General features: G+C 56.7%; 23 protein-coding genes. 19 read left to right on the top strand and 4 right to left on the bottom strand.

What is annotated here, in order from left to right:
* Nucleotides 1–19: 19 nt before the first annotated feature.
* The gene (locus RCI20_RS04690) at nucleotides 20–2815 is read right to left on the bottom strand and encodes an Rne/Rng family ribonuclease (protein WP_306603406.1); all 2796 of its coding nucleotides are present in this window, start codon (nucleotides 2813–2815) and stop codon (nucleotides 20–22) included.
* Between the two features lie 395 nt (nucleotides 2816–3210).
* Between RCI20_RS04690 and RCI20_RS04695 the strand changes: the two genes are divergently transcribed.
* The 4 genes from RCI20_RS04695 to RCI20_RS04710 are packed head-to-tail and all read left to right on the top strand — an operon-like array spanning nucleotide 3211 to nucleotide 6152.
* A complete protein-coding gene (locus RCI20_RS04695) occupies nucleotides 3211–4215 on the top strand; it encodes an RluA family pseudouridine synthase (RefSeq protein WP_306603407.1) in 1005 nt (334 codons plus the stop codon).
* The gene (locus RCI20_RS04700; RefSeq protein WP_306603408.1) at nucleotides 4212–4862 is read left to right on the top strand and encodes an HAD family hydrolase; all 651 of its coding nucleotides are present in this window, start codon (nucleotides 4212–4214) and stop codon (nucleotides 4860–4862) included. Before RCI20_RS04695 ends, RCI20_RS04700 begins: the two co-directional genes overlap by 4 nt.
* The gene (locus tag RCI20_RS04705) at nucleotides 4841–5206 is read left to right on the top strand and encodes a Rieske 2Fe-2S domain-containing protein (protein ID WP_306603409.1); all 366 of its coding nucleotides are present in this window, start codon (nucleotides 4841–4843) and stop codon (nucleotides 5204–5206) included. The genes RCI20_RS04700 and RCI20_RS04705 overlap by 22 nt, the downstream gene beginning before the upstream one ends.
* Nucleotides 5193–6152, top strand: a complete 960-nt coding sequence (locus RCI20_RS04710; protein ID WP_306603410.1) for a S49 family peptidase — start codon at nucleotides 5193–5195, stop codon at nucleotides 6150–6152. The genes RCI20_RS04705 and RCI20_RS04710 overlap by 14 nt, the downstream gene beginning before the upstream one ends.
* Here the strand turns inward: RCI20_RS04710 and RCI20_RS04715 are convergent, their stop codons facing one another.
* Together RCI20_RS04715 and RCI20_RS04720 are read right to left on the bottom strand one after the other, a co-directional pair.
* On the bottom strand, nucleotides 6153–6860 hold the full coding sequence (locus RCI20_RS04715; RefSeq protein WP_306603411.1) for an SAM-dependent methyltransferase: 708 nt from the start codon (nucleotides 6858–6860) through the stop codon (nucleotides 6153–6155).
* A complete protein-coding gene (locus RCI20_RS04720; RefSeq protein ID WP_306603412.1) occupies nucleotides 6860–7438 on the bottom strand; it encodes a Maf family nucleotide pyrophosphatase in 579 nt (192 codons plus the stop codon). The genes RCI20_RS04715 and RCI20_RS04720 overlap by 1 nt, the downstream gene beginning before the upstream one ends.
* 38 nt (nucleotides 7439–7476) lie before the next feature.
* On the opposite strand from RCI20_RS04720, the gene RCI20_RS04725 reads away from it, so the two are divergent.
* The 9 genes from RCI20_RS04725 to RCI20_RS04765 all read left to right on the top strand — a co-directional run bounded on the left by RCI20_RS04725 (nucleotide 7477) and on the right by RCI20_RS04765 (nucleotide 14056).
* Entirely contained in the window at nucleotides 7477–8040 is a 564-nt protein-coding gene (locus RCI20_RS04725) for a DUF177 domain-containing protein (protein ID WP_306603413.1), read from the top strand.
* A gap of 19 nt (nucleotides 8041–8059) precedes the next feature.
* On the top strand, nucleotides 8060–8239 hold the full coding sequence (gene rpmF / locus RCI20_RS04730; RefSeq protein ID WP_306603414.1) for a 50S ribosomal protein L32: 180 nt from the start codon (nucleotides 8060–8062) through the stop codon (nucleotides 8237–8239).
* Nucleotides 8240–8295: 56 nt separating this feature from the next.
* Nucleotides 8296–9324, top strand: a complete 1029-nt coding sequence (gene plsX, locus RCI20_RS04735; RefSeq protein ID WP_306603415.1) for a phosphate acyltransferase PlsX — start codon at nucleotides 8296–8298, stop codon at nucleotides 9322–9324.
* Complete coding sequence (locus tag RCI20_RS04740) at nucleotides 9325–10284, top strand: beta-ketoacyl-ACP synthase III (protein WP_306603416.1); 960 nt, start codon at nucleotides 9325–9327, stop codon at nucleotides 10282–10284. It abuts the gene before it with no gap.
* A 17-nt stretch (nucleotides 10285–10301) separates the two neighbouring features.
* Complete coding sequence (gene fabD / locus RCI20_RS04745) at nucleotides 10302–11228, top strand: ACP S-malonyltransferase (protein ID WP_306603417.1); 927 nt, start codon at nucleotides 10302–10304, stop codon at nucleotides 11226–11228.
* A gap of 2 nt (nucleotides 11229–11230) precedes the next feature.
* A complete protein-coding gene (gene fabG / locus RCI20_RS04750) occupies nucleotides 11231–11971 on the top strand; it encodes a 3-oxoacyl-ACP reductase FabG (RefSeq protein WP_306603418.1) in 741 nt (246 codons plus the stop codon).
* 72 nt (nucleotides 11972–12043) lie between these two features.
* Nucleotides 12044–12280, top strand: coding sequence for an acyl carrier protein (acpP, locus tag RCI20_RS04755; RefSeq protein WP_028995618.1), 237 nt, complete (start codon nucleotides 12044–12046; stop codon nucleotides 12278–12280).
* A gap of 75 nt (nucleotides 12281–12355) precedes the next feature.
* The gene (gene fabF, locus RCI20_RS04760; RefSeq protein ID WP_306603420.1) at nucleotides 12356–13591 is read left to right on the top strand and encodes a beta-ketoacyl-ACP synthase II; all 1236 of its coding nucleotides are present in this window, start codon (nucleotides 12356–12358) and stop codon (nucleotides 13589–13591) included.
* 24 nt (nucleotides 13592–13615) lie between these two features.
* Nucleotides 13616–14056, top strand: coding sequence for a protein YgfX (locus RCI20_RS04765; RefSeq protein ID WP_306603421.1), 441 nt, complete (start codon nucleotides 13616–13618; stop codon nucleotides 14054–14056).
* Here the strand turns inward: RCI20_RS04765 and nadB are convergent.
* On the bottom strand, nucleotides 14043–15611 hold the full coding sequence (gene nadB, locus RCI20_RS04770; RefSeq protein ID WP_306603422.1) for an L-aspartate oxidase: 1569 nt from the start codon (nucleotides 15609–15611) through the stop codon (nucleotides 14043–14045). The genes RCI20_RS04765 and nadB overlap by 14 nt on opposite strands.
* A 162-nt stretch (nucleotides 15612–15773) precedes the next feature.
* Between nadB and rpoE the strand changes: the two genes are divergently transcribed.
* Genes rpoE through lepB form a run of 6 tightly spaced genes read left to right on the top strand, consistent with a single transcriptional unit; the run spans nucleotide 15774 to nucleotide 21177 of the window.
* Nucleotides 15774–16373 carry an RNA polymerase sigma factor RpoE gene (rpoE, locus tag RCI20_RS04775; protein ID WP_306603423.1) on the top strand — a complete coding sequence of 200 codons (600 nt, stop codon included), beginning with the start codon at nucleotides 15774–15776 and terminating at the stop codon, nucleotides 16371–16373.
* Between the two features lie 12 nt (nucleotides 16374–16385).
* The gene (locus tag RCI20_RS04780; RefSeq protein ID WP_306603424.1) at nucleotides 16386–16847 is read left to right on the top strand and encodes a SoxR reducing system RseC family protein; all 462 of its coding nucleotides are present in this window, start codon (nucleotides 16386–16388) and stop codon (nucleotides 16845–16847) included.
* Entirely contained in the window at nucleotides 16844–18265 is a 1422-nt protein-coding gene (locus RCI20_RS04785; RefSeq protein WP_306603425.1) for a DegQ family serine endoprotease, read from the top strand. Before RCI20_RS04780 ends, RCI20_RS04785 begins: the two co-directional genes overlap by 4 nt.
* Nucleotides 18266–18275: 10 nt before the next feature.
* Nucleotides 18276–18500, top strand: coding sequence for a glutaredoxin family protein (locus RCI20_RS04790; protein WP_306603553.1), 225 nt, complete (start codon nucleotides 18276–18278; stop codon nucleotides 18498–18500).
* Between the two features lie 57 nt (nucleotides 18501–18557).
* On the top strand, nucleotides 18558–20348 hold the full coding sequence (gene lepA, locus RCI20_RS04795) for a translation elongation factor 4 (protein WP_306603426.1): 1791 nt from the start codon (nucleotides 18558–18560) through the stop codon (nucleotides 20346–20348).
* A gap of 16 nt (nucleotides 20349–20364) precedes the next feature.
* Entirely contained in the window at nucleotides 20365–21177 is an 813-nt protein-coding gene (gene lepB / locus RCI20_RS04800; RefSeq protein ID WP_306603427.1) for a signal peptidase I, read from the top strand.
* Nucleotides 21178–21180: the final 3 nt, after the last annotated feature.

A 21180-nucleotide genomic window follows, 5' to 3' on the forward strand; every position in this document is an offset into this window, starting at 1 on the left:
TTAATGTGGTTGAAATTTCTTATTTCTGCGTTTCGACCAAAACCAGTGGTTCGGAAACTGATGCTTCATTGCTCTTTGGCTTGCGCTGGCGTCCCAGCTTGACCGGTGCCGGTTCAATCGAGGGTGCGACAAATTGCGATGTAGTTTGCACCATGACCAGACCACTGTCAGACAAGGTGGCTTCGATATCAATCGGAGCGCTGCTCATCTGTGAGGCTGCACGTGGGATTTCTTCGCTGACTGTTTCGATTGCCGTTTGTACGGCTGGCGCAAAGGCCTGAGGTGCGGCAAAGATTTCCTGGGGGGCTACTGCGACAGGCTCGCTGACTGGCAGCGGAGCGGTTTCCACCGGGGTGACGACTGGTGCTTGTTCAGCAATGGTGACAGCCGCTTCAGCGACAGCGACTGTTGCTGCAACCGGCGCTTGAGCTTTAGGCGTTTCGTTGATCTGTTCGGTTACAACGACTGGTGTTGTTGCAACAACCGTCGGATGTGACGTAGCTTCATTGCTTGCTTCTGCAGCGATGCTGGCAACGGTCTTTTCTGCAGCCGGGATGACGACGAGGACGGGTTCCTGATTGGCTGATTCCGCAACAGTAAATGGGAGGCTGGCTTCATTACTGACTCCGCCATCATTGCCGTTGTTTTCCTGCTCATTGCGACGTTCGCTACGGCCGCGTCCACCGCGGCGACCTCTGCGGCGACTGTTGCTTTGGTCATCGCTGGCCGGATTGTCGGTTTGCGTCGGCTGAGTGTTGTTCAGATCCTCTTGTTGTACCTGTTCGACGGCGAGCTTGCTTTCGCTGGCTACGGTCGGAGTGCGTTCGCGGCGTTCCTTGCGCGGACGACGTTCCTGACGTTCTTGGCGTTCCCCGTTCGGGTTTGCGGCCGCCTCTGACTCTTCGCGAACCGGCTTGTCGCCACGTTCGTTACGGTTACCGCCCCGTTCGCTGCGCTCTTCGTCGCGCCGGTTGTTGTTGCGTCCGTTACGACGATTTTCACTGCGACCTTCGCCGCGTTCGCGCCGGCCTTCGCCACCACGGGAGTCCCGCCCCTTGCGGGCAGGTGTTTCCGGTTTTGCTTCGACGATGACGGGCTTGGCCGGTGAGCGGAACCAGGAAACGATCTTGGCGAACAGACCAGCTTCCTGTGCTACCGGTTGCGGCGACTCTGTTGCTTCCTGCTTGTCTGCCATGATCGGCGCAGGCTGGTCAGGAGAAATGCCCTTGATGGCAGCTTCCTGGCGCGGTTTGGCATGTTCTTGCTGTGCGGCTTGCTTGGCGGCCTCTTCGATCGGCTGATCGACCATCTTGTAGGATGGCTCACGCACGTCGTCACCGTTCAGGTCATCATGGCGTAAACGGACAATCGTGTGTGCTGGTGTTTCGAGGTGCACATTCGGAATCAACAGAATGGTGACCTTGTGACGCAACTCGATGGCCTGGATATCCGGACGTTTCTCGTTCAGTAGGAAGGTGGCGACATCGACCGGAACCTGAACATGCACGGCGCCGGTGTTTTCCTTCATCGCTTCCTCTTCCAGGATGCGCAGAATGTGCAGCGCAGCGGATTCTGTGGAGCGGATATGGCCGGTGCCGGTGCAGCGCGGGCAGGAGATGTAACTGGTTTCGGCCAGGGCAGGGCGCAGACGCTGGCGGGAAAGTTCCATCAGCCCGAAGCGACTGATTTTGCCCATCTGGACACGAGCGCGGTCGAAGCGCAGTGCATCACGCAAGCGATTTTCGACTTCACGCTGGTTCTTGCTGTTTTCCATGTCGATGAAGTCGATGACGATCAGGCCGCCCAGGTCGCGCAGGCGAAGCTGGCGGGCCAGTTCTTCCGCAGCTTCCAGATTCGTCTTGAAGGCCGTTTCTTCGATATCGGCACCTTTGGTGGCACGACCGGAGTTGACGTCAACCGCAACCAGCGCCTCAGTATGATCGATGACGATGGCGCCGCCGGACGGCAGGTTGACCTGGCGCACGAAGGCGGTTTCGATCTGGTGTTCGATCTGGAAGCGGGAAAACAACGGCACATCGTCGCTGTAGCGCTTGACGCGATTGATGTTGCCCGGCATGACCGTGCCCATGAAGGCGCGTGCCTGCTCGTACACTTCATCGGTGTCGATCAGGATTTCCCCGATGTCCGGCTGGAAGTAGTCGCGAATGGCGCGAATGACCAAGCTGCCTTCGAGATAAATCAGGAAGGCGCCTTTTTGCTGATTGGCTGCGCCTTCGATGGCGGTCCACAGTTGCAGCAGGTAATTCAAGTCCCACTGCAGCTCTTCGGCTTGCCGGCCAATTGCTGCGGTGCGGGCAATCAGGCTCATGCCGCCGGGCACTTCCAGTTGATCCATGACTTCGCGCAATTCAGCACGTTCGTCACCATCAACGCGACGTGAAACACCGCCACCACGTGGGTTGTTCGGCATCAGGACCAGATAGCGGCCAGCCAGCGAAACGTAGGTGGTGAGGGCGGCGCCCTTGTTGCCACGCTCGTCCTTGTCGACCTGAACGATCAGTTCCTGGCCTTCTTTCAGGGCGTCCTGAATTCTGGCCTTGCCGGGTTCGACACCGGGCTGGAAAAAAGCCCGTGAAACTTCCTTGAAGGGCAGGAAACCGTGGCGTTCTGCACCGTAGTCGACGAAGCAGGCTTCGAGCGACGGTTCGATACGGGTGATGACGCCTTTGTAAATATTGCTTTTACGTTGTTCCTTGGCGGCAGATTCAATGTCGAGATCAATCAGTTTTTGACCATCGACAATGGCGACACGGAGTTCTTCCGCCTGTGTCGCATTGAAGAGCATGCGTTTCATTGTATTGGGGCTCCAGCGCGCTTGTGCACACTGCAACGAAACGCCCATGCAGGCAGCGACAGGTTCAGTTATCGGGTTGCGTCATGTTGGGAGGCAAAGGCGATGATGAATGTGCTGATCGTTAAATAATCGCGAGTCTTTTTGTGAAATGCGCGATCTGGAATTCCTGCGACGGGCGATCCGTGCGTGCTTATGGCGAGCTTATCCGATAACATCACTACTTTTGGTGAGTGAACTTAACCAGTCGTTTTACGTTGGTTTGTCCCGGGCAATTGGCACGGGAGAGACTTCGTAGCCTGCCGTATGGCGGTCGCGCATGGAGCGCGAGGGCGGACGGTCTGACGGTTCGACATCCCTTCAAACCGAGACGTAAAACGCAGGCAGTATATTAGAAAATGAATGGTGCAGGGAACAATTCAGTCACCCATGTTGTGATCGACGAAGAGGCTCAGGGCCAGCGCCTTGACAACTATTTGTTGCGGCACTGCAAGGGGGTGCCGAAAAGCCATGTTTATCGCATTCTGCGTAGCGGCGAGGTGCGGGTAAATAGCGGTCGGGTGGACGCAACCTATCGACTGGTGGCGGGTGACAATATCCGCATTCCACCGATCCGCATTGCCGAAAGGCCACAAAACGAAGTCGACGAAGCAGCCAAGCAGCGGGTTGATTTGCCAATTCTCTATGAGGATGAGGCCTTGCTGGTTATCGACAAACCCGAAGGCATCGCGGTGCACGGCGGCAGCGGTGTCAGCTTTGGCGTCATTGAGGCTTTGCGCCGTCAGCGACCACAAGCGAAATTCCTTGAGTTGGCACATCGCCTGGATCGCGAAACCTCCGGTATTTTGCTGGTCGGCAAGAAACGGCTGGCGCTGGTTGCGTTGCATGACATGTTCCGCGAGCATGGTGCCGGAGCAGACAAGCGCTATCTGGTACTGGTTCAGGGGCGCTGGATGAATACGACGCAGCACGTCAAGGCGCCGCTGCTCAAATACTTGACGGATAGCGGTGAGCGCCGGGTTTCAGTCAATACGGAAGGCAAGGCGTCGCACACAGTGTTTCGTTTGCTGGCCCGGTGGCCCGAAATGAGCCTGCTGGAAGCGCAGTTGAAGACTGGACGTACACACCAGATTCGGGTGCATCTGGCACATCTCGGTTTCCCTATTCTGGGTGATGAAAAATACGGTGACTTCAATCTGAACAAGCGCCTGCGTCCGGCTGGCTTGAAACGTATGGCCTTGCATGCCTGGCGGATGGCTTTTGTCCACCCGCTCAGCGGCGCCCCCATGGAATGCATCGCGCCGTTGCCGGAGGGGCTTCGTCGTTATATTTCTGCGGTCGACGCCCATCGGGGGCGGGAATTCGCCGCGGACAACCTGCAGCAGATTCTGGATGCTCGATGAAATACGAACTTGTGGTTTTCGATTGGGATGGTACTTTGCTGGATTCCGCTGGCGCCATCGTGCATGCCATTCAGGCGGCTTGTCGTGATCTCGATCTGCCTGTACCGGAAGATGCCCGGGCACGTCATGTGATTGGTCTTGGTCTGGCAGATGCCATGCGGCATGCGGTGCCGGACCTGCCGCCGGAAAGCTATCCGGTGATGATCGAACGTTACCGTTTTCACTATTTATCCGGTGACCATGATTTGCTGCTGTTTGATGGAGTTCCGGAAATGCTGGCCCGCCTCAAGGCGGCTGGCCACATCCTGGCGGTGGCGACGGGCAAGAGTCGGCTCGGATTGGAGCGAGCGCTGGATCATTCCGGTTTGCGGCCGCTTTTTTCGGCCTCGCGTTGCGCCGACGAATGTCATTCCAAGCCGCATCCGCAAATGTTGCAAGAGTTGATGCTCGAGTTTGCTATGCCGGAGGCGGCAACGGTGATGATTGGCGATACTTCCCACGATCTGTTGATGGCACAAAATGCTGGTGTTGGCGCCTTGGCAGTTACTTATGGCGCACATCCGCACGATCATCTGCTTGATCATGCGCCGCTTGCCTGTCTGCATAATGTTCCCGAACTTGACGCATGGCTGAAGAAAAACGCCTGATTTGCGCCTCGGGTGCGCTCGAGGATGGTGGAAAAGGGGTGCGTTTTACCGTTGACCGCAATGAACGTGATGTGCCGGCGTTTGTTGTGCGTTACCGTGGGAAGGTCTATGGCTACGTGAACGAATGCGGTCATGTACCAGCCGAACTCGATTGGCAGCACGGAGAGTTCTTTGACTATTCCAAGCTATACTTGATTTGCGCCATTCATGGCGCACTTTACGCGCCGGATACCGGGCGCTGCCTCGGTGGCCGTTGTCAGGGCAGGGGGCTGAAACCTTTGCCGGTGTGCGAGGTCGGAGAAAACATATTCTTACTGCTGGATAAGCCAAATGGACAAGCTTGAACCCCCTGATAACGAGCCCGGCTGGGAGCGCAAAACCTTGGAGAAGCTGGCTTTTGCCACGCTGGAAGAGCAGCGTTCGCGGCGGCGCTGGGGGATTTTTTTCAAATTTCTCGGTTTTGGATATATTGCGATCATTCTTTTTGCGATGGTCGAGTGGAACAAGGAAACCGTCTCGGATCGGCATGTTGCACTGATCGATTTGCAAGGGGTGATTGCCGCCAAGTCGGAGGCCAATGCCGAGGGGTTGATCTCTGCGCTGAATGCTGCATTCGATGCACCAAAGTCCGTTGCTGTGGTTTTGCGCATCAATAGTCCAGGGGGGAGTCCGGTTCAGGCCGGTATGGTCAATGATGAAATTCATCGTTTGCGGACCAAGTTTCCGGACAAGCCGATCTATACCGTGATCGAGGATGTTTGTGCCTCGGGGGGGTATTACGTGGCAGCGGCAACCGACAGGATTTACGTTAACAAGGCCAGCGTGGTTGGGTCTATTGGTGTATTGATGGATGGTTTCGGGTTTACCGGAACGATGGAGAAATTGGGCGTTGAGCGACGTTTGCTGACGGCTGGCGAAAACAAGGGGTTTCTCGATCCGTTTTCACCGCAGGCTGAGGAGCATAAGGCGCATGCCAAAGTCTTGTTGAGCGATATTCACGCCCAGTTCATCGAGGTCGTAAAAACTGGGCGCGGTCAGCGGCTCAAGGATGATCCGGAGGTTTTTTCCGGCTTGATGTGGACCGGTGCACAAAGTATCAAAATGGGTTTGGCTGATGATTTTGGTACCGTTGATTCTGTGGCGCGCGACGTGGTCAAGGTTGAAGATGTGCTTGATTACTCCATCAAGGAAAATATCGCCGAGCGCTTTGCCAAGCGACTGGGTGCAGGTGCGGTCGACAGTTTCTGGCGTGGATTTTCCAGTAGTGGATTTGGCTTTCGCCTGAACTGATTACGCCAGTAGCAGGAAGACTGTCGGACGCCGCTCGATTTCGGGCGGCGTTTGTTTTTTCCACTGGGCAATCGTGCGTGTCTGTATCGACTCGCCGGGTAAGGTCAGGTCTGTTGCGACGCACAGGCGACTTGCCGGTTGGCAGGTTTGCAGGATGGCATCGAACATGGCCCGGTTGCGGTAAGGCGTTTCGATAAATAGCTGCGTCTGTTTGTGCTTGCGCGAATCGGTTTCCAGTTCACGCAGGGCTTTGTTGCGGTCGACTTCCTTGGCGGGTAAATATCCCAGAAAAGCAAAGCGCTGACCATTGAGGCCGGAGGCCATGAGAGCCAGGAGCGGCGAGGAGGGGCCGACCAGCGGTACAACACGGATGTTTTCCTGTTGCGCCAAGGCAACCAGATTGGCGCCCGGGTCGGCGACGGCGGGGCAGCCGGCTTCGGACAGCAGTCCGACGTTGTGGCCGGCGCGTAGTGGTGCCAGCAGGCGATCGAGAGCGTCTGTCTTGGTGTGTTCGTTCAGTTCGTCAAGCTGCAGTTCCTGGAGTGGCAGATCGGTACCGGCGGCTTTCAGAAAGGCGCGGGCACTTTTCGCCTGCTCAACGACAAAGTGGGTCAGTGGCCGGATGGTTGCCAGAATATTGGGGTGCAGGTTGTCCTGGGGAGAGACCGGGCCGAGCGGAACGGGAATCAGGTAGAGCGTGCCTGTCATCACAGTATCCCCGTGCCTTGCTGGCGCAGCATGTCGCATAGGGCAATCAGCGGCAGGCCAATCAGGGCGGTTGGGTCGTCGCCGTGCATGGCGGCCAGCAGGGCAATCCCCAGTCCTTCGGATTTGGCTGAGCCGGCGCAATTGTAGGCGGGTTCTCGGCGCAGATAATTTTCGATTTCGCTGTCGCTGAGGGTGCGGAAGGTGACCAGTGTCGGCACCCCGCGAACGTCGGTTCTGCCGGAGCGGGCGTTATACAGGCACAGCCCGGTAAAAAAGTTGACGGTTTGGCCGGAGAGTTCGCGTAATTGTTCGACGGCTCGTTCGTGCGTCCCGGGTTTTCCGTAAATTTTGCCGTTGACCGTAGCAACCTGGTCACTGCCGATAATCAGTGCATCCGGGTGGGTGTTGGCAACCGCTCTGGCTTTCGCTTCGGATAGGCGTAATGCCAGCGCTTCCGGGGCTTCGCCGGGCAGGGCGGTTTCGTCGGTTTCAGGGTTGGCGGTGATGAACGGGATGCCAAGGCGAGCGAGCAATTCCCTGCGATAAGGTGAGGTTGAGGCGAGGATAAGGTTTTGCATGATGAAAGTTTTTGGCAACAAGGCCTTGCATCAATAACTTGAAGCAGCACTTTGTTTTGACTTGGACAGCCGAAAATAATATCATCTCGCGTTTTAGTCGGACCAGATTCAAATTGAAAAGGATAGCTGACGCTTTTGCCTTTGCTCGGGATGCACGTGTTCTGAAAGGAACGCTGGCGGTTTCGACGCTTGAACGCCTGCATGATCTGCTGGCTGATGTGAGCGGGGAGGTTTCCTGGTGCATCGAAGGTTTCAAGGATGAAGGCGGCGAGTTGATGTTGCAGTTGTCAGTTGGTGGTTGTATTCAACTGGCCTGTCAGCGTTGTCTTGAGGCAATCCCTTTCGAGCTGGATATCGATAGTCTGCTGGAAGTTGTTCCAGCAAGCGCCGATCTGTCGCAAGATGAGCTGGAAGATGATAGCCGGGATTTTTTGCCGGTGGAAAAAGAACTGGATGTGGCTGAACTGGTCGAGGATGAAATACTTTTGTCCCTTCCTGTTGCGCCACGGCACGAAAGATGTGGCTTGCCTGGTGCGGCCGGTGCTGGTGAGCGGGTTAATCCGTTTGCTGCGTTGGCTGAACTTAAAGGTAAGCCGAACTGATTTTTATTGGAGTTACAAAATGGCCGTTCAACAGAACAAGAAGTCCCCTTCCAAGCGTGGCATGCATCGCGCCCATGATTTTTTGACCGCTCCGCCGCTGGCCGTTGAGTCGACCACCGGTGAAACGCATCTGCGTCACCACATTTCCCCCAACGGTTTTTACCGTGGCAAGAAGGTTCTGAAGGCCAAGGGCGAGTAATCGTTCAGCAAAAGGCAGGTGGCTCCTGAGGGGGTAGCCTGCCTTTTTCTTTTGCCATGACAACCCGCATTGCCATTGATTGCATGGGGGGTGACCACGGTCCGTCTGTGACGGTTCCGGCGGCTATCCATTTTCTTGCAGAACACCCGGCGGCTTATCTCGTTCTGGTTGGTCAGGATGAGGTGTTGCGCCCGCTTCTTGGTGGCAAGGCGGATGATCCGCGCTTGCGTATCGTGCATGCCAGTCAGGTCGTTGGTATGGATGAGTCGCCTGCGCTTGCCTTGCGCAACAAGAAAGACTCTTCGATGCGCGTGGCGATCAATCTCGTCAAGGCGGGCGAGGCTGACGCTTGCGTGTCTGCCGGCAATACCGGCGCCTTGATGGCGATTTCCCGTTTCGTGCTGAAAATGTTGCCCGGTATTGATCGCCCGGCAATTTGTGCCCCTTTGCCAACCGTCAATGGGCATACGCACATGCTGGATCTTGGTGCGAATGTCGATTGCGGTCCTGAGCACCTGCTTCAGTTCGGCATCATGGGTGCCATGCTGGTTGCTGCAATGGAGCACAAGGATCGGCCAACGGTCGGCATCCTGAATATTGGCGAAGAAGAGATCAAAGGTAACGAGGTGGTCAAGGCGGCTGCCGAGTTGCTGCGCGCTTCCGATCTGAATTTTATTGGCAATGTCGAAGGCGACGGCATTTACAAAGGAGACGCGGACGTTATCGTCTGTGACGGCTTTGTCGGCAATGTGGCGCTGAAGACCTCTGAAGGTTTGGCGCAGATGTTGGCGTCTTCGTTGCGCAATGAATTCAAGCGTAACTGGCTGACCAAGTTGGCCGCGCTGATTGCCATTTCGGTACTGAATAACTTCAAGAAGCGCTTTGATCACCGTCGTTACAATGGTGCAATCCTGCTGGGCTTGAAGGGTGTTTCGGTGAAAAGTCATGGTTCGGCCGATGAGCTTTCGTTTGGCAATGCCATTTCCCGCGCTTACGATGCCGCAGAAAATCGCGTGGTCGAGCGCATTAGCGATCGCTTGGCTCAAATGAATGCGGCCCTTGTTGCCGCACAGGAGAACGTCTGAATGTACGCACGGGTGAGCGGTACCGGCAGCTATCTTCCAGGTAAGCCGGTCAGTAACGATGATCTTGCTGCGCGCGGGATTGAAACCAGCGACGAGTGGATTGTTACGCGCACCGGGATTCGTAGCCGGCATTTGGCTGAGCCGGGTGCTACGTCGAGCGAACTCGGTCTGATCGCCGCGCAGCGGGCGCTTGAGATGGCTGGCCTTGCGGCTGCTGAACTCGATTTGATCATCGTTGCCACGTCGACCCCGGATTACATCTTCCCAAGTACTGCTTGCTTGATTCAGGGCAAACTCGGCAACAAAGGGGCTGCCGCTTTCGATGTGCAGGCTGTGTGCGCCGGTTTTACCTACGCCTTGGGGATCGCTGAAAAATTTATTGCTTCCGGGTCGCATAAAAAGGCACTGGTCATCGGTGCAGAAGTGTTTTCCCGTATTCTTGACTGGAACGATCGCGGTACCTGTGTGCTGTTTGGTGATGGTGCCGGTGCTGTTGTGCTGGAAGCGACTGAGCAGCCCGGTATCATGGCAACCGCCATGCATGCGGATGGTAGTCAGAGTGGCATTCTGAATGTCCCGGGGCAGATTTGCGGCGGCCAGGTCACAGGTGATCCGTTCTTGCGTATGGATGGTCAGGCGGTATTCAAATTTGCTGTCCGGGTGTTGTCTGAGATTGCCGAAGAAGTTTGTCAGTCGGCTGGCATCAAAACAGCCGATGTGGACTGGCTGATCCCGCACCAGGCCAATATTCGCATTATTGAAGCAACTGGCAAAAAACTGGGTGTTGACCGCAGCAAGGTCATCGTAACAGTGGATCGCCACGGCAACACATCAGCTGCTTCGGTGCCGCTGGCGCTTGATGAAGCGGTGCGCGATGGGCGCATCCAGCGCGGCCACAAGGTGCTTCTCGAAGGCGTCGGTGGCGGTTTTACGTGGGGCGCAGCCCTGCTCGAATTCTGAACCAGGAAACCCTGAAAATGTCTTTTGCGTTCGTTTTTCCCGGCCAGGGCTCACAGAGCGTTGGCATGATGTCCGCTTACGGCGAGGCTGCCGTAGTTCGCGCAACTTTCGCTGAAGCGTCTGCGGCGCTTGGCGATGATCTGTGGGCCATGGTGGCCGACGGACCGGCCGAAGTGCTGACCCAGACGGTCAATACCCAGCCAGTGATGCTGACTGCTGGCATCGCAGCATGGCGTCTGTGGTGCGAAAAGGGCGGTAAATTGCCGGCGGTCGTGGCCGGTCACAGCCTGGGTGAATATGCTGCGCTGGTGGCTGCCGGTGTCATCGAATTCAAGGATGCCGTACCGCTGGTGCGTTTGCGCGCGGCAGCCATGCAGGAAGCGGTACCGATGGGTACAGGTGCGATGGCGGCGATTCTGGGTCTGGATAATGCCGGCATTATTGCCGCCTGCGAGGAGTCGGCGCAGGGCGAAGTCGTTGAGCCGGTTAACTTCAATGCCAATGGCCAGACAGTCATCGCGGGTCACAAGGCGGCTGTTGAACGGGCCATGCTTGCCTGCAAGGCTCGTGGCGCCAAAATGGTCAAGGCGCTGCCAGTATCGGCCCCCTTCCATTCTTCATTGATTCGTCCGGCTGCCGACAAGCTGGCCGCTCGTCTGGCTGAGTTGAGCTTCAAGGCGCCGGCCATTCCGGTGATCAATAATGTCGACGTTGAGATTGAGAATGATCCGGCACGCATCAAGGATGCGCTGATTCGTCAGGCTTACAATCCGGTGCGCTGGGTCGAGACCATCCAGAAAATGGCTGCCATGGGCGTGTCGACCATAGCAGAATGCGGGCCGGGCAAGGTGCTGGCCGGGCTGACCAAGCGTTGTGCGGATGGTGTTGCCGGCGTTGCGCTGGCTGATGCTGCTTCGATTGAAGCCAACCTGGGCCTGGAGTAAGCATGCTGAATGACAAGATTGCACTCGTTACCGGTGCGACGCGCGGTATTGGTCGTGCCATTGCACTCGATCTCGGCAAGCAGGGCGCCACGGTGATCGGTACGGCGACCAGCGAAGCCGGTGCTGGACAGATTTCTGCCTACCTTGCTGAAGTTGGCATCAAGGGCAAGGGTATTGTTCTTAATGTTACCGATGTCGCACAGACGGATGCTGCTTTGGCTGCTCTGGCCAAGGAATTCGGTGCCATCACCATTCTCGTCAACAATGCCGGCATCACTCGGGACAATCTGGCGATGCGTATGGGTGATGATGAGTGGGATGCGGTCATCGATACCAATCTGAAGGCGGTTTTCCGTCTGTCGCGCGGCGTCATGCGTGGCATGATGAAGGCGCGCTTCGGGCGCATCGTCAATATTTCGTCGGTGGTCGGCTATTCCGGCAATGCCGGGCAGGCCAATTACTGTGCGGCGAAGGCCGGTGTCGCAGGGTTGAGCCGTTCGCTGGCCCGCGAACTGGGTAGCCGCAATATTACGGTCAACTGCGTTGCGCCGGGCTTTATTGCCACCGACATGACGCATGCCTTGACCGAAGAACAGAAGGCCGCCATGCTGGCGACGATTCCGCTGGCTCGTGCTGGCACACCTGAAGACGTCGCCGGTGCGGTCGGCTTCCTGGTTTCTCCCGCTGCCTCGTATGTCACGGGTACCACCGTGCATGTGAATGGTGGCATGTTCATGGATTGATTTCACCAAGCCCCGGCTTTTGGTAGAATTAACACGTTTTTTTTCGTACCCCGAGGGGAAGGAGTTTTTCGAATGGATAACATCGTAGAGCGCGTCAAGAAGATCGTCGCCGAACAACTGGGCGTGAACGAAGCGGACATCAAGAACGAGTCCTCTTTTGTGGATGATCTGGGCGCGGATTCCCTGGATACCGTCGAGCTGGTCATGGCACTGGAAGAGGAATTCGAATGCGAAATTCCGGACGACCAGGCTGAGAAGATCACGACTGTTCAGCAGGCTGTCGATTACATCCTCGCTAACAAGCAGTAAACCAATTCCGGTTTCAACCAGGCAAGGCCGGCCACCAAGGCCGGCCTTGCTATTTTTGCTTTCGGAGTGCACATCTTGGCACGTCGTAGAGTCGTCATTACCGGCCTCGGGCTGATTTCCCCGGTCGGCAACAGCGTTGAAGAAGGTTGGCAGAACATCATTGCCGGCCGTTCAGGTATCGCCCCCGTTACCCGCTTCGATACTTCCACCTTTCCGGTCAAGTTTGCGGGCGAAGTGAAGAACTTCGACATTACGCAATACATTTCCGCCAAGGATGCGCGCCGGATGGACCGGTTCATCCATTACGGACTCGCTGCCGGCATACAGGCCGTGCGTGATGCTGGTCTGGATAAAGAAGGTGCCGCCGACCCGGAACGCGTGGGTGTGGCCATTGGTTCCGGCATTGGTGGTTTGCCGCTGATCGAGGAAACCAAGGAAGAATACATCGCGTCCGGTATCCGTAAGGTCTCACCGTTTTTCGTTCCCGGTTCGATCATCAACATGATTTCCGGCAACCTGTCGATCGAGTTCGGCTTCAAGGGGCCGAATCTAGCCATCGTCACGGCGTGCACAACCGGTACGCACTCGATTGGCGAAGCTGCCCGGATCATTGAATACGGCGATGCCGACGTGATGGTCGCCGGCGGTGCCGAGTCGACCGTGTCGCCGCTCGGCATGGGCGGTTTTTGTGCGGCGCGTGCACTGTCCACGCGTAATGACGATCCGACAACCGCCAGTCGTCCGTGGGACAAGGACAGAGATGGCTTTGTGCTGGGCGAGGGGGCTGGTGTACTGGTTCTCGAAGAGTACGAACATGCAAAGGCCCGCGGCGCGAAGATTTACGCCGAAGTGGTCGGTTACGGCCGCAGTGCTGATGCCTATCACATCACCGCACCGAACATGGATGGCCCACGTCGCTCCATGGTCAATGCACTGAAGAACGCTGGTATCGCGCCGTCTGACGTGCAGTACGTCAATGCCCACGGGACTTCGACCCCGCTGGGCGACAAGAACGAGTCGGATGCCATCAAGGCCGCCTTTGGCGATTCGGCCTACAAGATCGTCGTCAATTCGACCAAGTCGATGACGGGCCATCTGCTGGGTGGTGCCGGTGGCGTCGAGTCGCTGTTTACCGTATTGGCGATCCATCACCAGATTTCTCCGCCGACCATCAATATCTTCAATCAGGATCCGGAATGTGATCTGGATTACTGCGCCAACGTGGCGCGGCCGATGAAGATTGATATCGCGCTGAAAAATAATTTCGGCTTCGGTGGGACCAACGGCTCACTGGTTTTCAAGCGCGTCTAAGACGTTTTCGCCAGGAATCGAACGGTGCAGTTTCCGATCATCATCGGGCTGCACCGTTCGCGCTTTCTGGATTGTGCGGTGCTGATGCTGGTTCTCGGTATCAGCGGCGTAATGTTCGTATTTCCACGGTCGACCGCAATATTGGCAGGAATCCTGCTGTTCGCCTGGAGCGGGGCAGTGTTGGTCTGGTGGCAGTTAAAACCGGAAATTGCCTGCTTGCGTTTGCAACGTGACGGGCGTCTTGAAGTCCTGCTGCACGGTGCAACGGAGTTTCTGACCGGTCACTGCTTGCCTGGTGCGACAGTTCATCCCTGGCTGACGGCGGTACGCATTGAACTACCGAATGGTCAGCGACTTACCCTGCTGGCGACTGCCGATACGATGAGTCGTGAAGCATTCCGGCGCCTGCGCGTTTTTTTGCGCTGGCGGGCTGATTTCACTGCATTGCCGCTTAGCGGCCCTTGACAACTGTATCGCGAATTTTTGTACTGGTTTCCGGGTAGTCACGGGAATAATGGAGTCCGCGACTTTCCTTGCGGCGCAAGGCACAGCGCACGATGAGATCGGCAGTGGCAACCAGGTTGCGTAACTCGATCAAGTCGTGACTGACCCGGAAGTTGGCATAAAACTCTTCGATTTCACGCGTCAGCATGTCGATCCGGTGCTTGGCGCGTTTCAGTCGCTTCGTGGTGCGTACGATGCCGACGTAGTCCCACATGAAGCGGCGCAATTCGTCCCAGTTGTGGGAAATGACGACTTCTTCATCGGCATCGGTAACGCGGCTTTCGTCCCAGTGGGGTAGGTCGGGTAGCGTTGCTTTTGGGCTGCTCAGCATGTCGCCGACTGCGGCCTCCGAAAAAACCAGGCATTCGAGCAGCGAGTTGGAGGCCAGTCGGTTGGCGCCATGCAGGCCGGTGCATGAGGCTTCGCCGGCAACATACAAGCCTTCGACATCGGTGCGTCCGCGCAGGTCGCAGACGATACCGCCACAGGTGTAATGGGCCGCCGGTACGACCGGGATCGGCTCCAGCGTAATATCGATCCCGAGTTCCAGACAGCGGGCGTGGATGTTCGGGAAGTGATTCTTGATGAAGGCTTCGCCTTTGTGCGAGATATCCAGATAAACGCAATCCAGGCCACGTTTCTTCATTTCGAAGTCGATGGCACGGGCGACGATGTCGCGTGGCGCCAGTTCTTCGCGTTCGTCGTGTTCGGGCATGAAGCGCGTGCCATCCGGTAGCTTCAGCAGGCCGCCTTCGCCGCGCACGGCTTCCGAGATCAGGAAGGACTTGGCCTTGGGGTGGTACAGGCAGGTAGGGTGGAACTGGATGAATTCCATGTTCGCCACCCGGCAACCGGCGCGCCAGGCCATGGCGATACCATCGCCGGTCGAGGTGTCGGGATTGGTGGTGAACAGGTAGACCTTGCCGGCACCGCCGGTGCCGATCAGCGTATTGGTCGCACCAATGGTCAGTACTTCGCCGGATGCGCTGTTCAAAACATACGCACCATAGCAGCGATTCTCTCCCGTGCCGATTTTCTTGCCGGTAATCAGGTCGACCGCAATATGGTCTTCAAATACCGTGATATTGGGATGAACCCGAACTTTTTCAGTCAGCGTCTGCTGGACTGCCGCACCGGTGGCGTCGGCCACATGAATGACGCGGCGTGCGCTGTGGCCGCCTTCGCGGGTCAGATGGTAACCGGATTCGTCCTTGGTGAATGGGACACCCTGGTCAATCAACCATTCAATGGCGCGCCTGCCGTTTTCAACTACAAAGCGCGTGGCTTTCTCATCGTTCAGCCAAGCGCCGGCAATCAGCGTGTCTTGAATGTGCGCTTCAATCGAGTCTCGGTTGTCCAGCACCGCAGCAATACCGCCTTGTGCCCAACCCGAAGCCGAGTCTTCAAGTTTTCGCTTGCTGATCAGTGCGACGCGTGAGTTTTGTCCGGCAAGCCTAAGCGCCGCTGACTGTCCGGCCAAGCCGCTGCCGATGATGAGCACATCGAAGTTTTGCACTGGTGGGTCTCTAGAAAATTAGTTCCGCGCGAAATATAGCATGCAGGAAACGATCCATATCGTTACAGAAAATCACAATTAAGCCGCATGACTCGGTCGTGAGGTGAAAAGGCCTGCGTTATACTGAGCCTCAACAAGAACATTTCTCGGGAAACCAGAGCCATGAGCGAGCGCGAGGTCGATCAATTGTTGGTCGAGCGGGCGCAAGGCGGCGATCAAGGCGCCTTCGACCAGTTAGTAAGCAAGTATCAGCGCAAGCTGGGTCGCTTGCTGTCGCGTTACATCCGCGATGCGGCTGAAGTGGAGGACGTTTCCCAGGAAGCTTTCATCAAGGCTTATCGTGCCTTGCCATCGTTCCGCGGTGATAGTGCTTTCTATACTTGGTTGTACCGGATCGGGATCAATACGGCAAAAAACTATCTCGTGTCTCAAGGGCGCAGGGCGCCAACGAGTACGGAGTTTGATGCTGATGAGGCCGAAGGGTTTGAGGATGCCAGTCTGCTGCGCGATATCAATACGCCGGAAAGTCTGTTGATGTCGAAACAGATTGGGCAGACTGTGAACAGTGCAATGGATGCCTTGCCGGAAGAGTTGCGTACCGCGATTGTCTTGCGCGAAATCGAAGGTTTGTCCTATGAAGAAATCGCTGGTGTGATGAATTGCCCGATCGGCACCGTGCGTTCGCGAATTTTTCGTGCGCGTGAGGCGGTCGCCGGCAAACTTCGTCCCTTGCTCGACATCGCGCCGGATCGGCGTTGGTAAATTGAGTCAAAAATGAATCAGGAAGTGAATGTTGTCCGGGCTGTCGTCCGGCAGCTTGATGCCGGCGAGGCGCTGGTCGAAGTCGAGTCGGGTGGTTGCGGGCGTTGTCATGAAAAAGGCGGGTGTGGTGGACAGCACCTGACCCAGATGTTTTGCAGCGGTCCACGTCAATATCGGGTGGAAAATGCGCTTGGCGCAGCGCTTGGTGATCATGTGACCGTTGCGGTTGCTGCAGGCTCGTTACGGCGCAGCGCAAATCTGGCCTACGGTTTGCCGGTGTTGGTGCTGCTTGGCGGTGCGCTATGCGGCAATTGGTTGGCCGCTGATCTTGGTGCGATGGTTGGTGGTGTAGTGGGCCTGGTCGTGGCATTTGGGTTGGTCGTGCGAAAATCCGGGCGCGACGCTGGAAATTTTGACCATCGTCCCTACATTATTTCTCGTACGACACAGACACAGGAGGAGTGCAGTCAATGAAACGTTTCTTCGCTCTTTTTTCTCTGCTTTTTGTTTTCGGTTTGGCGCAGGCCCAAATGCGTGGTTTGCCGGATTTTACCGAGCTGGCCGAAAAGCAGGGGCCAGCAGTAGTCAATATCAGTACGACACAAGTAACGCGTGGCCAGACGCAGGCTCTGCCTTTTCCAATGGATCCGAACGATCCGGCATTTGAGTTGTTCAAACGGTTTTTTCCGCGCATGCCAGGTGGCACCGAGCCGCGTGAATTCGAAAATAAATCGCTTGGCTCGGGCTTCATCATCAGTAGCGATGGCTATCTCCTGACCAACGCTCATGTGGTTGATGGCGCTGATGAAGTGACGGTTCGTCTGACTGATAAGCGCGAATTCAAGGCCAAGACCATCGGGGCTGATAAACGGACCGATGTTGCCTTGCTCAAGATCGAGGCCAGCGGCCTGCCGGCGGTCAAGCTGGCCGATGTTTCGCAACTCAAAGTGGGCGAATGGGTTATTGCCATTGGCTCGCCTTTCGGCTTTGACAATTCGCTGACTGCCGGGATTGTCTCGGCCAAGGGACGTTCCTTGCCGCAGGAGAATTACGTCCCGTTCATTCAAACCGACGTGGCGATCAATCCGGGGAATTCTGGTGGGCCGCTGTTCAACATGAAGGGCGAAGTGGTTGGCATCAATTCACAAATCTACAGCCGTAGCGGTGGATATATGGGGCTTTCCTTTGCTATTCCCATCGATGTGGCAATGGAAATTCAGCAACAACTGCGGTCGACCGGAAAAGTCAGTCGCGGGCGCTTGGGTGTGGTCATTCAGGAGGTCAGCAAGGAGCTTGCCGAATCTTTGGGATTGTCACGTCCGATGGGTGCGGTGATCAACTCGGTTGAGCGTGATGGTCCGGCCGAGAAGGCGGGTATCGAAGCTGGTGATGTGATTCTCAAATTTGACGGCAAAGTGGTGAATAACTCAGCCGATTTGCCGCGGATGGTGGCTGTAACCAAGCCGGGTTCTCGCGCGACAGTGCAGATCTGGCGCAAGGGCAAGGTGCGCGATGTGGCGGTGCTTGTGGGGCAAATTGTCGAGGAAAAATCGGCCGCCCGCAGCGCGCGCGGTAATCGTGCGCCGGAACAGGCGGCCAATCGTCTGGGCTTGGTAGTGAGCGAGCTGACGCCGGAGCAGCGGCGGGAGATGCGCCTGGAGGGCGGTTTATTGATTGATGAGGTGCGCAGTGCGAGTGCGCGTGCCGATTTGCGTCAGGGCGACATCATCATTGCCGTGATCAGTAAAGGCGCGACGACCGAGGTACGCAGCGTTGATCAGTTGAACCGGCTGCTGGCGACGTTTGACAAGGCGGCCAGTGTCACCTTGTTGATCCGGCGTGGTGAAATGCAGACCTTCGTGACGATCAAGGGGTTGAATAGTGGGAGTTGAGTTGACCCTGATGAGTCGTGGTTACTGCCATCTCTGCCACGATATGGAGGTGGCATTGGCACCTTTGCTGGCCGAGTTTGGCGCGACGCTGTCGGTGCTGGATGTCGATGCCGATCCGGTGCTTGAAGCGAAATACGACGAACTGGTGCCGGTATTGCTGCATGGCGAAATCGAACTCTGTCACTACTTCCTCGACGAGGCCAAAACCCGTGAATATTTAGCGGAAATCCGCTAGAATTCAGGGTCTTCCGAATTACTAGGGCGCCGTTCGCGCCCTTTTTTACTGGCTGCAATGGACCACATCAGAAACTTCTCCATCATCGCGCACATCGACCACGGCAAATCGACGCTGGCTGATCGCATCATCCATCTTTGTGGCGGCTTGTCCGACCGGGAAATGGAGGCGCAGGTGCTCGATTCGATGGATATCGAACGCGAACGCGGCATCACCATCAAGGCCCAGACAGCTGCGCTGCAGTACAAGGCACGCGACGGCAAGGTGTACAACCTGAACCTGATCGATACGCCGGGACATGTGGACTTCTCCTACGAAGTCTCGCGCTCGCTGTCGGCCTGCGAAGGTGCGTTGCTGGTCGTCGATGCCTCGCAGGGTGTTGAAGCGCAGACGGTAGCCAATTGCTACACCGCGCTCGAACTCGACGTCGAAGTGCTGCCGGTGCTGAATAAAATCGATCTGCCGTCGGCTGATCCGGACAGCGCGCGTCAGGAAATCGAAGACGTGATCGGTATCGATGCGACCGATGCCGTGCTGTGCTCGGCCAAGACGGGTCTCGGCGTCGAGGACATTCTCGAAGCCGTGATTGCCCGCGTGCCGGCTCCCAGGGGCGATCTTTCGGCACCGCTGAAGGCGCTGATCATCGATTCGTGGTTCGACAATTACGTCGGCGTCGTCATGCTGGTGCGCGTGGTTGATGGCGAGCTGAAGCCGAAGGACAAGCTGCAGTTCATGTCGACCGGCACCACCCAGCTGTGCGAGCAGGTCGGCGTATTCACGCCGAAGTCGCTGCAGCGTACTTCGCTGAAAGCCGGCGAGGTTGGTTTCGTGATTTCCGGGATCAAGGAACTGAAGGCCGCCAAGGTCGGCGACACGATTACCCTGGCCGACCGCAAGGCGGCTGAACCGTTGCCGGGTTTCAAGGAAATCAAGCCACAGGTGTTCGCGGGTCTCTACCCGATCGAATCCAATCAGTACGATTCACTGCGCGAAGCGCTGGAAAAGCTCAAGCTCAACGATGCTTCGCTGCAGTACGAGCCGGAAGTCTCGCAGGCGCTGGGCTTCGGCTTCCGTTGCGGCTTCCTCGGCCTGCTGCACATGGAAATTATCCAGGAGCGCCTGGAGCGCGAGTTCGACCAGGATCTGATCACCACTGCACCGACCGTCGTCTATGAAGTGGTCAATCGCGACGGTTCGATCATCCAGGTGGAAAATCCGGCCAAGTTACCTGAACTCAGCAAGGTTGAAGAGGTCCGCGAGCCGATCATCACCGCAACCATCTTCGTACCGCAGGATTACCTGGGCAACGTCATCACGCTGTGTAACCAGAAGCGTGGCAGCCAGGTGGACATGCATTACCACGGCCGCCAGGTCAAGCTGATCTATGAAATGCCGATGGCCGAAGTGGTCATGGATTTCTTCGACAAGCTGAAGTCCTGCTCCAAGGGCTATGCCTCGCTCGACTACGACTTCAAGGAATATCGCGCGGCCGATGTGGTCAAGCTCGACATCCTGATCAACAGCGAGAAGGTCGACGCGCTATCGCTGATCGTTCATCGTTCGAACTCCCAGTACCGTGGCCGTGAACTGGCGTCGAAGATGCGCGAACTGATTCCCCGGCAGATGTATGACGTCGCTATCCAGGCGGCGATCGGCTCGCACATCATCGCCCGCGAGAACGTCAAGGCAATGCGCAAGGACGTGCTGGCCAAGTGTTACGGCGGCGACATCAGCCGCAAGAAGAAGCTGCTGGAAAAGCAGAAGGCCGGCAAGAAACGCATGAAGCAGGTCGGTAGCGTGGAGATTCCACAGGAAGCCTTCCTGGCCGTATTGCGCGTCGATAACTGAGAACCGAACAAACCCGATGAATTTTGCCCTGATCCTCCTTGTCCTGGTTGTCCTGACCGGCATTCTTTATGCGGTCGACATCCTGAAATTCCGGAAATTGCGCGCTGCCAATGACAAGCAGCCATTGTGGGTGGAGTGGGGCGCCGATTTCTTCCCGGTCATCCTGATCGTCTTCGTCCTCCGCTCCTTCCTGTTCGAACCGTTCAAGATTCCCTCGGGATCGATGATTCCGACGCTGCTGGTCGGCGACTTCATCCTGGTCAACAAGTTCGCCTACGGCATCCGCCTGCCGGTGATCAACACCAAGATCATCGACATCAACGAACCGCAGCGTGGGGATGTCATGGTCTTCCGTTACCCGGAAGATCCTTCATTGGATTACATCAAGCGGGTGGTCGGCCTGCCAGGCGATACTGTGGCCTATCAGAATAAGAAGCTCAGCATCAACGGCAACCCTGTCAAAACTGAACAGCTCGCCGATTTTTTGCACACCGAGCGGCTTTATTACTCCGAGCAGTACTCGGAAAAGCTGGGTGACGTCGAACATCGGATGCTTAATGATGCCGATGCGCCAGCGTTTATCCCCGGGGTGAGCGCCTTTCCTCATCGGGAGAATTGCACCTACAATGCAAGTGGCGTGATTTGCAAGGTGCCGGCAGGGCATTACTTCATGATGGGTGATAATCGCGACAACAGCCGTGACAGTCGGGCCTGGGGATTCGTTCCTGAGGAAAATATTGTCGGCAAGGCTTTTTTTGTCTGGTTGCATATGGAATCTCTTATTCCGCCCAGGGATTGGGACTTCTCCCGTATTGGTTCCTTCAAGTAAGGA

This window comes from Azonexus sp., assembly GCF_030824335.1.
GTDB lineage: Bacteria > Pseudomonadota > Gammaproteobacteria > Burkholderiales > Rhodocyclaceae > Azonexus.

Bases quoted from the DNA above. Each gene is read 5' to 3' on its own strand.
- RCI20_RS04690 (WP_306603406.1), bottom strand. From the start codon at position 2,815: ATGAAACGCATGCTCTTCAATGCGACACAGGCGGAAGAACTCCGTGTC.
- RCI20_RS04695 (WP_306603407.1), top strand. From the start codon at position 3,211: ATGAATGGTGCAGGGAACAATTCAGTCACCCATGTTGTGATCGACGAA.
- RCI20_RS04700 (WP_306603408.1), top strand. From the start codon at position 4,212: ATGAAATACGAACTTGTGGTTTTCGATTGGGATGGTACTTTGCTGGAT.
- RCI20_RS04705 (WP_306603409.1), top strand. From the start codon at position 4,841: ATGGCTGAAGAAAAACGCCTGATTTGCGCCTCGGGTGCGCTCGAGGAT.
- RCI20_RS04710 (WP_306603410.1), top strand. From the start codon at position 5,193: ATGGACAAGCTTGAACCCCCTGATAACGAGCCCGGCTGGGAGCGCAAA.
- RCI20_RS04715 (WP_306603411.1), bottom strand. From the start codon at position 6,860: ATGACAGGCACGCTCTACCTGATTCCCGTTCCGCTCGGCCCGGTCTCT.
- RCI20_RS04720 (WP_306603412.1), bottom strand. From the start codon at position 7,438: ATGCAAAACCTTATCCTCGCCTCAACCTCACCTTATCGCAGGGAATTG.
- rpmF (WP_306603414.1), top strand. From the start codon at position 8,060: ATGGCCGTTCAACAGAACAAGAAGTCCCCTTCCAAGCGTGGCATGCAT.
- plsX (WP_306603415.1), top strand. From the start codon at position 8,296: ATGACAACCCGCATTGCCATTGATTGCATGGGGGGTGACCACGGTCCG.
- RCI20_RS04740 (WP_306603416.1), top strand. From the start codon at position 9,325: ATGTACGCACGGGTGAGCGGTACCGGCAGCTATCTTCCAGGTAAGCCG.
- fabD (WP_306603417.1), top strand. From the start codon at position 10,302: ATGTCTTTTGCGTTCGTTTTTCCCGGCCAGGGCTCACAGAGCGTTGGC.
- fabG (WP_306603418.1), top strand. From the start codon at position 11,231: ATGCTGAATGACAAGATTGCACTCGTTACCGGTGCGACGCGCGGTATT.
- acpP (WP_028995618.1), top strand. From the start codon at position 12,044: ATGGATAACATCGTAGAGCGCGTCAAGAAGATCGTCGCCGAACAACTG.
- rpoE (WP_306603423.1), top strand. From the start codon at position 15,774: ATGAGCGAGCGCGAGGTCGATCAATTGTTGGTCGAGCGGGCGCAAGGC.
- RCI20_RS04780 (WP_306603424.1), top strand. From the start codon at position 16,386: ATGAATCAGGAAGTGAATGTTGTCCGGGCTGTCGTCCGGCAGCTTGAT.
- RCI20_RS04785 (WP_306603425.1), top strand. From the start codon at position 16,844: ATGAAACGTTTCTTCGCTCTTTTTTCTCTGCTTTTTGTTTTCGGTTTG.
- RCI20_RS04790 (WP_306603553.1), top strand. From the start codon at position 18,276: ATGAGTCGTGGTTACTGCCATCTCTGCCACGATATGGAGGTGGCATTG.
- lepA (WP_306603426.1), top strand. From the start codon at position 18,558: ATGGACCACATCAGAAACTTCTCCATCATCGCGCACATCGACCACGGC.
- lepB (WP_306603427.1), top strand. From the start codon at position 20,365: ATGAATTTTGCCCTGATCCTCCTTGTCCTGGTTGTCCTGACCGGCATT.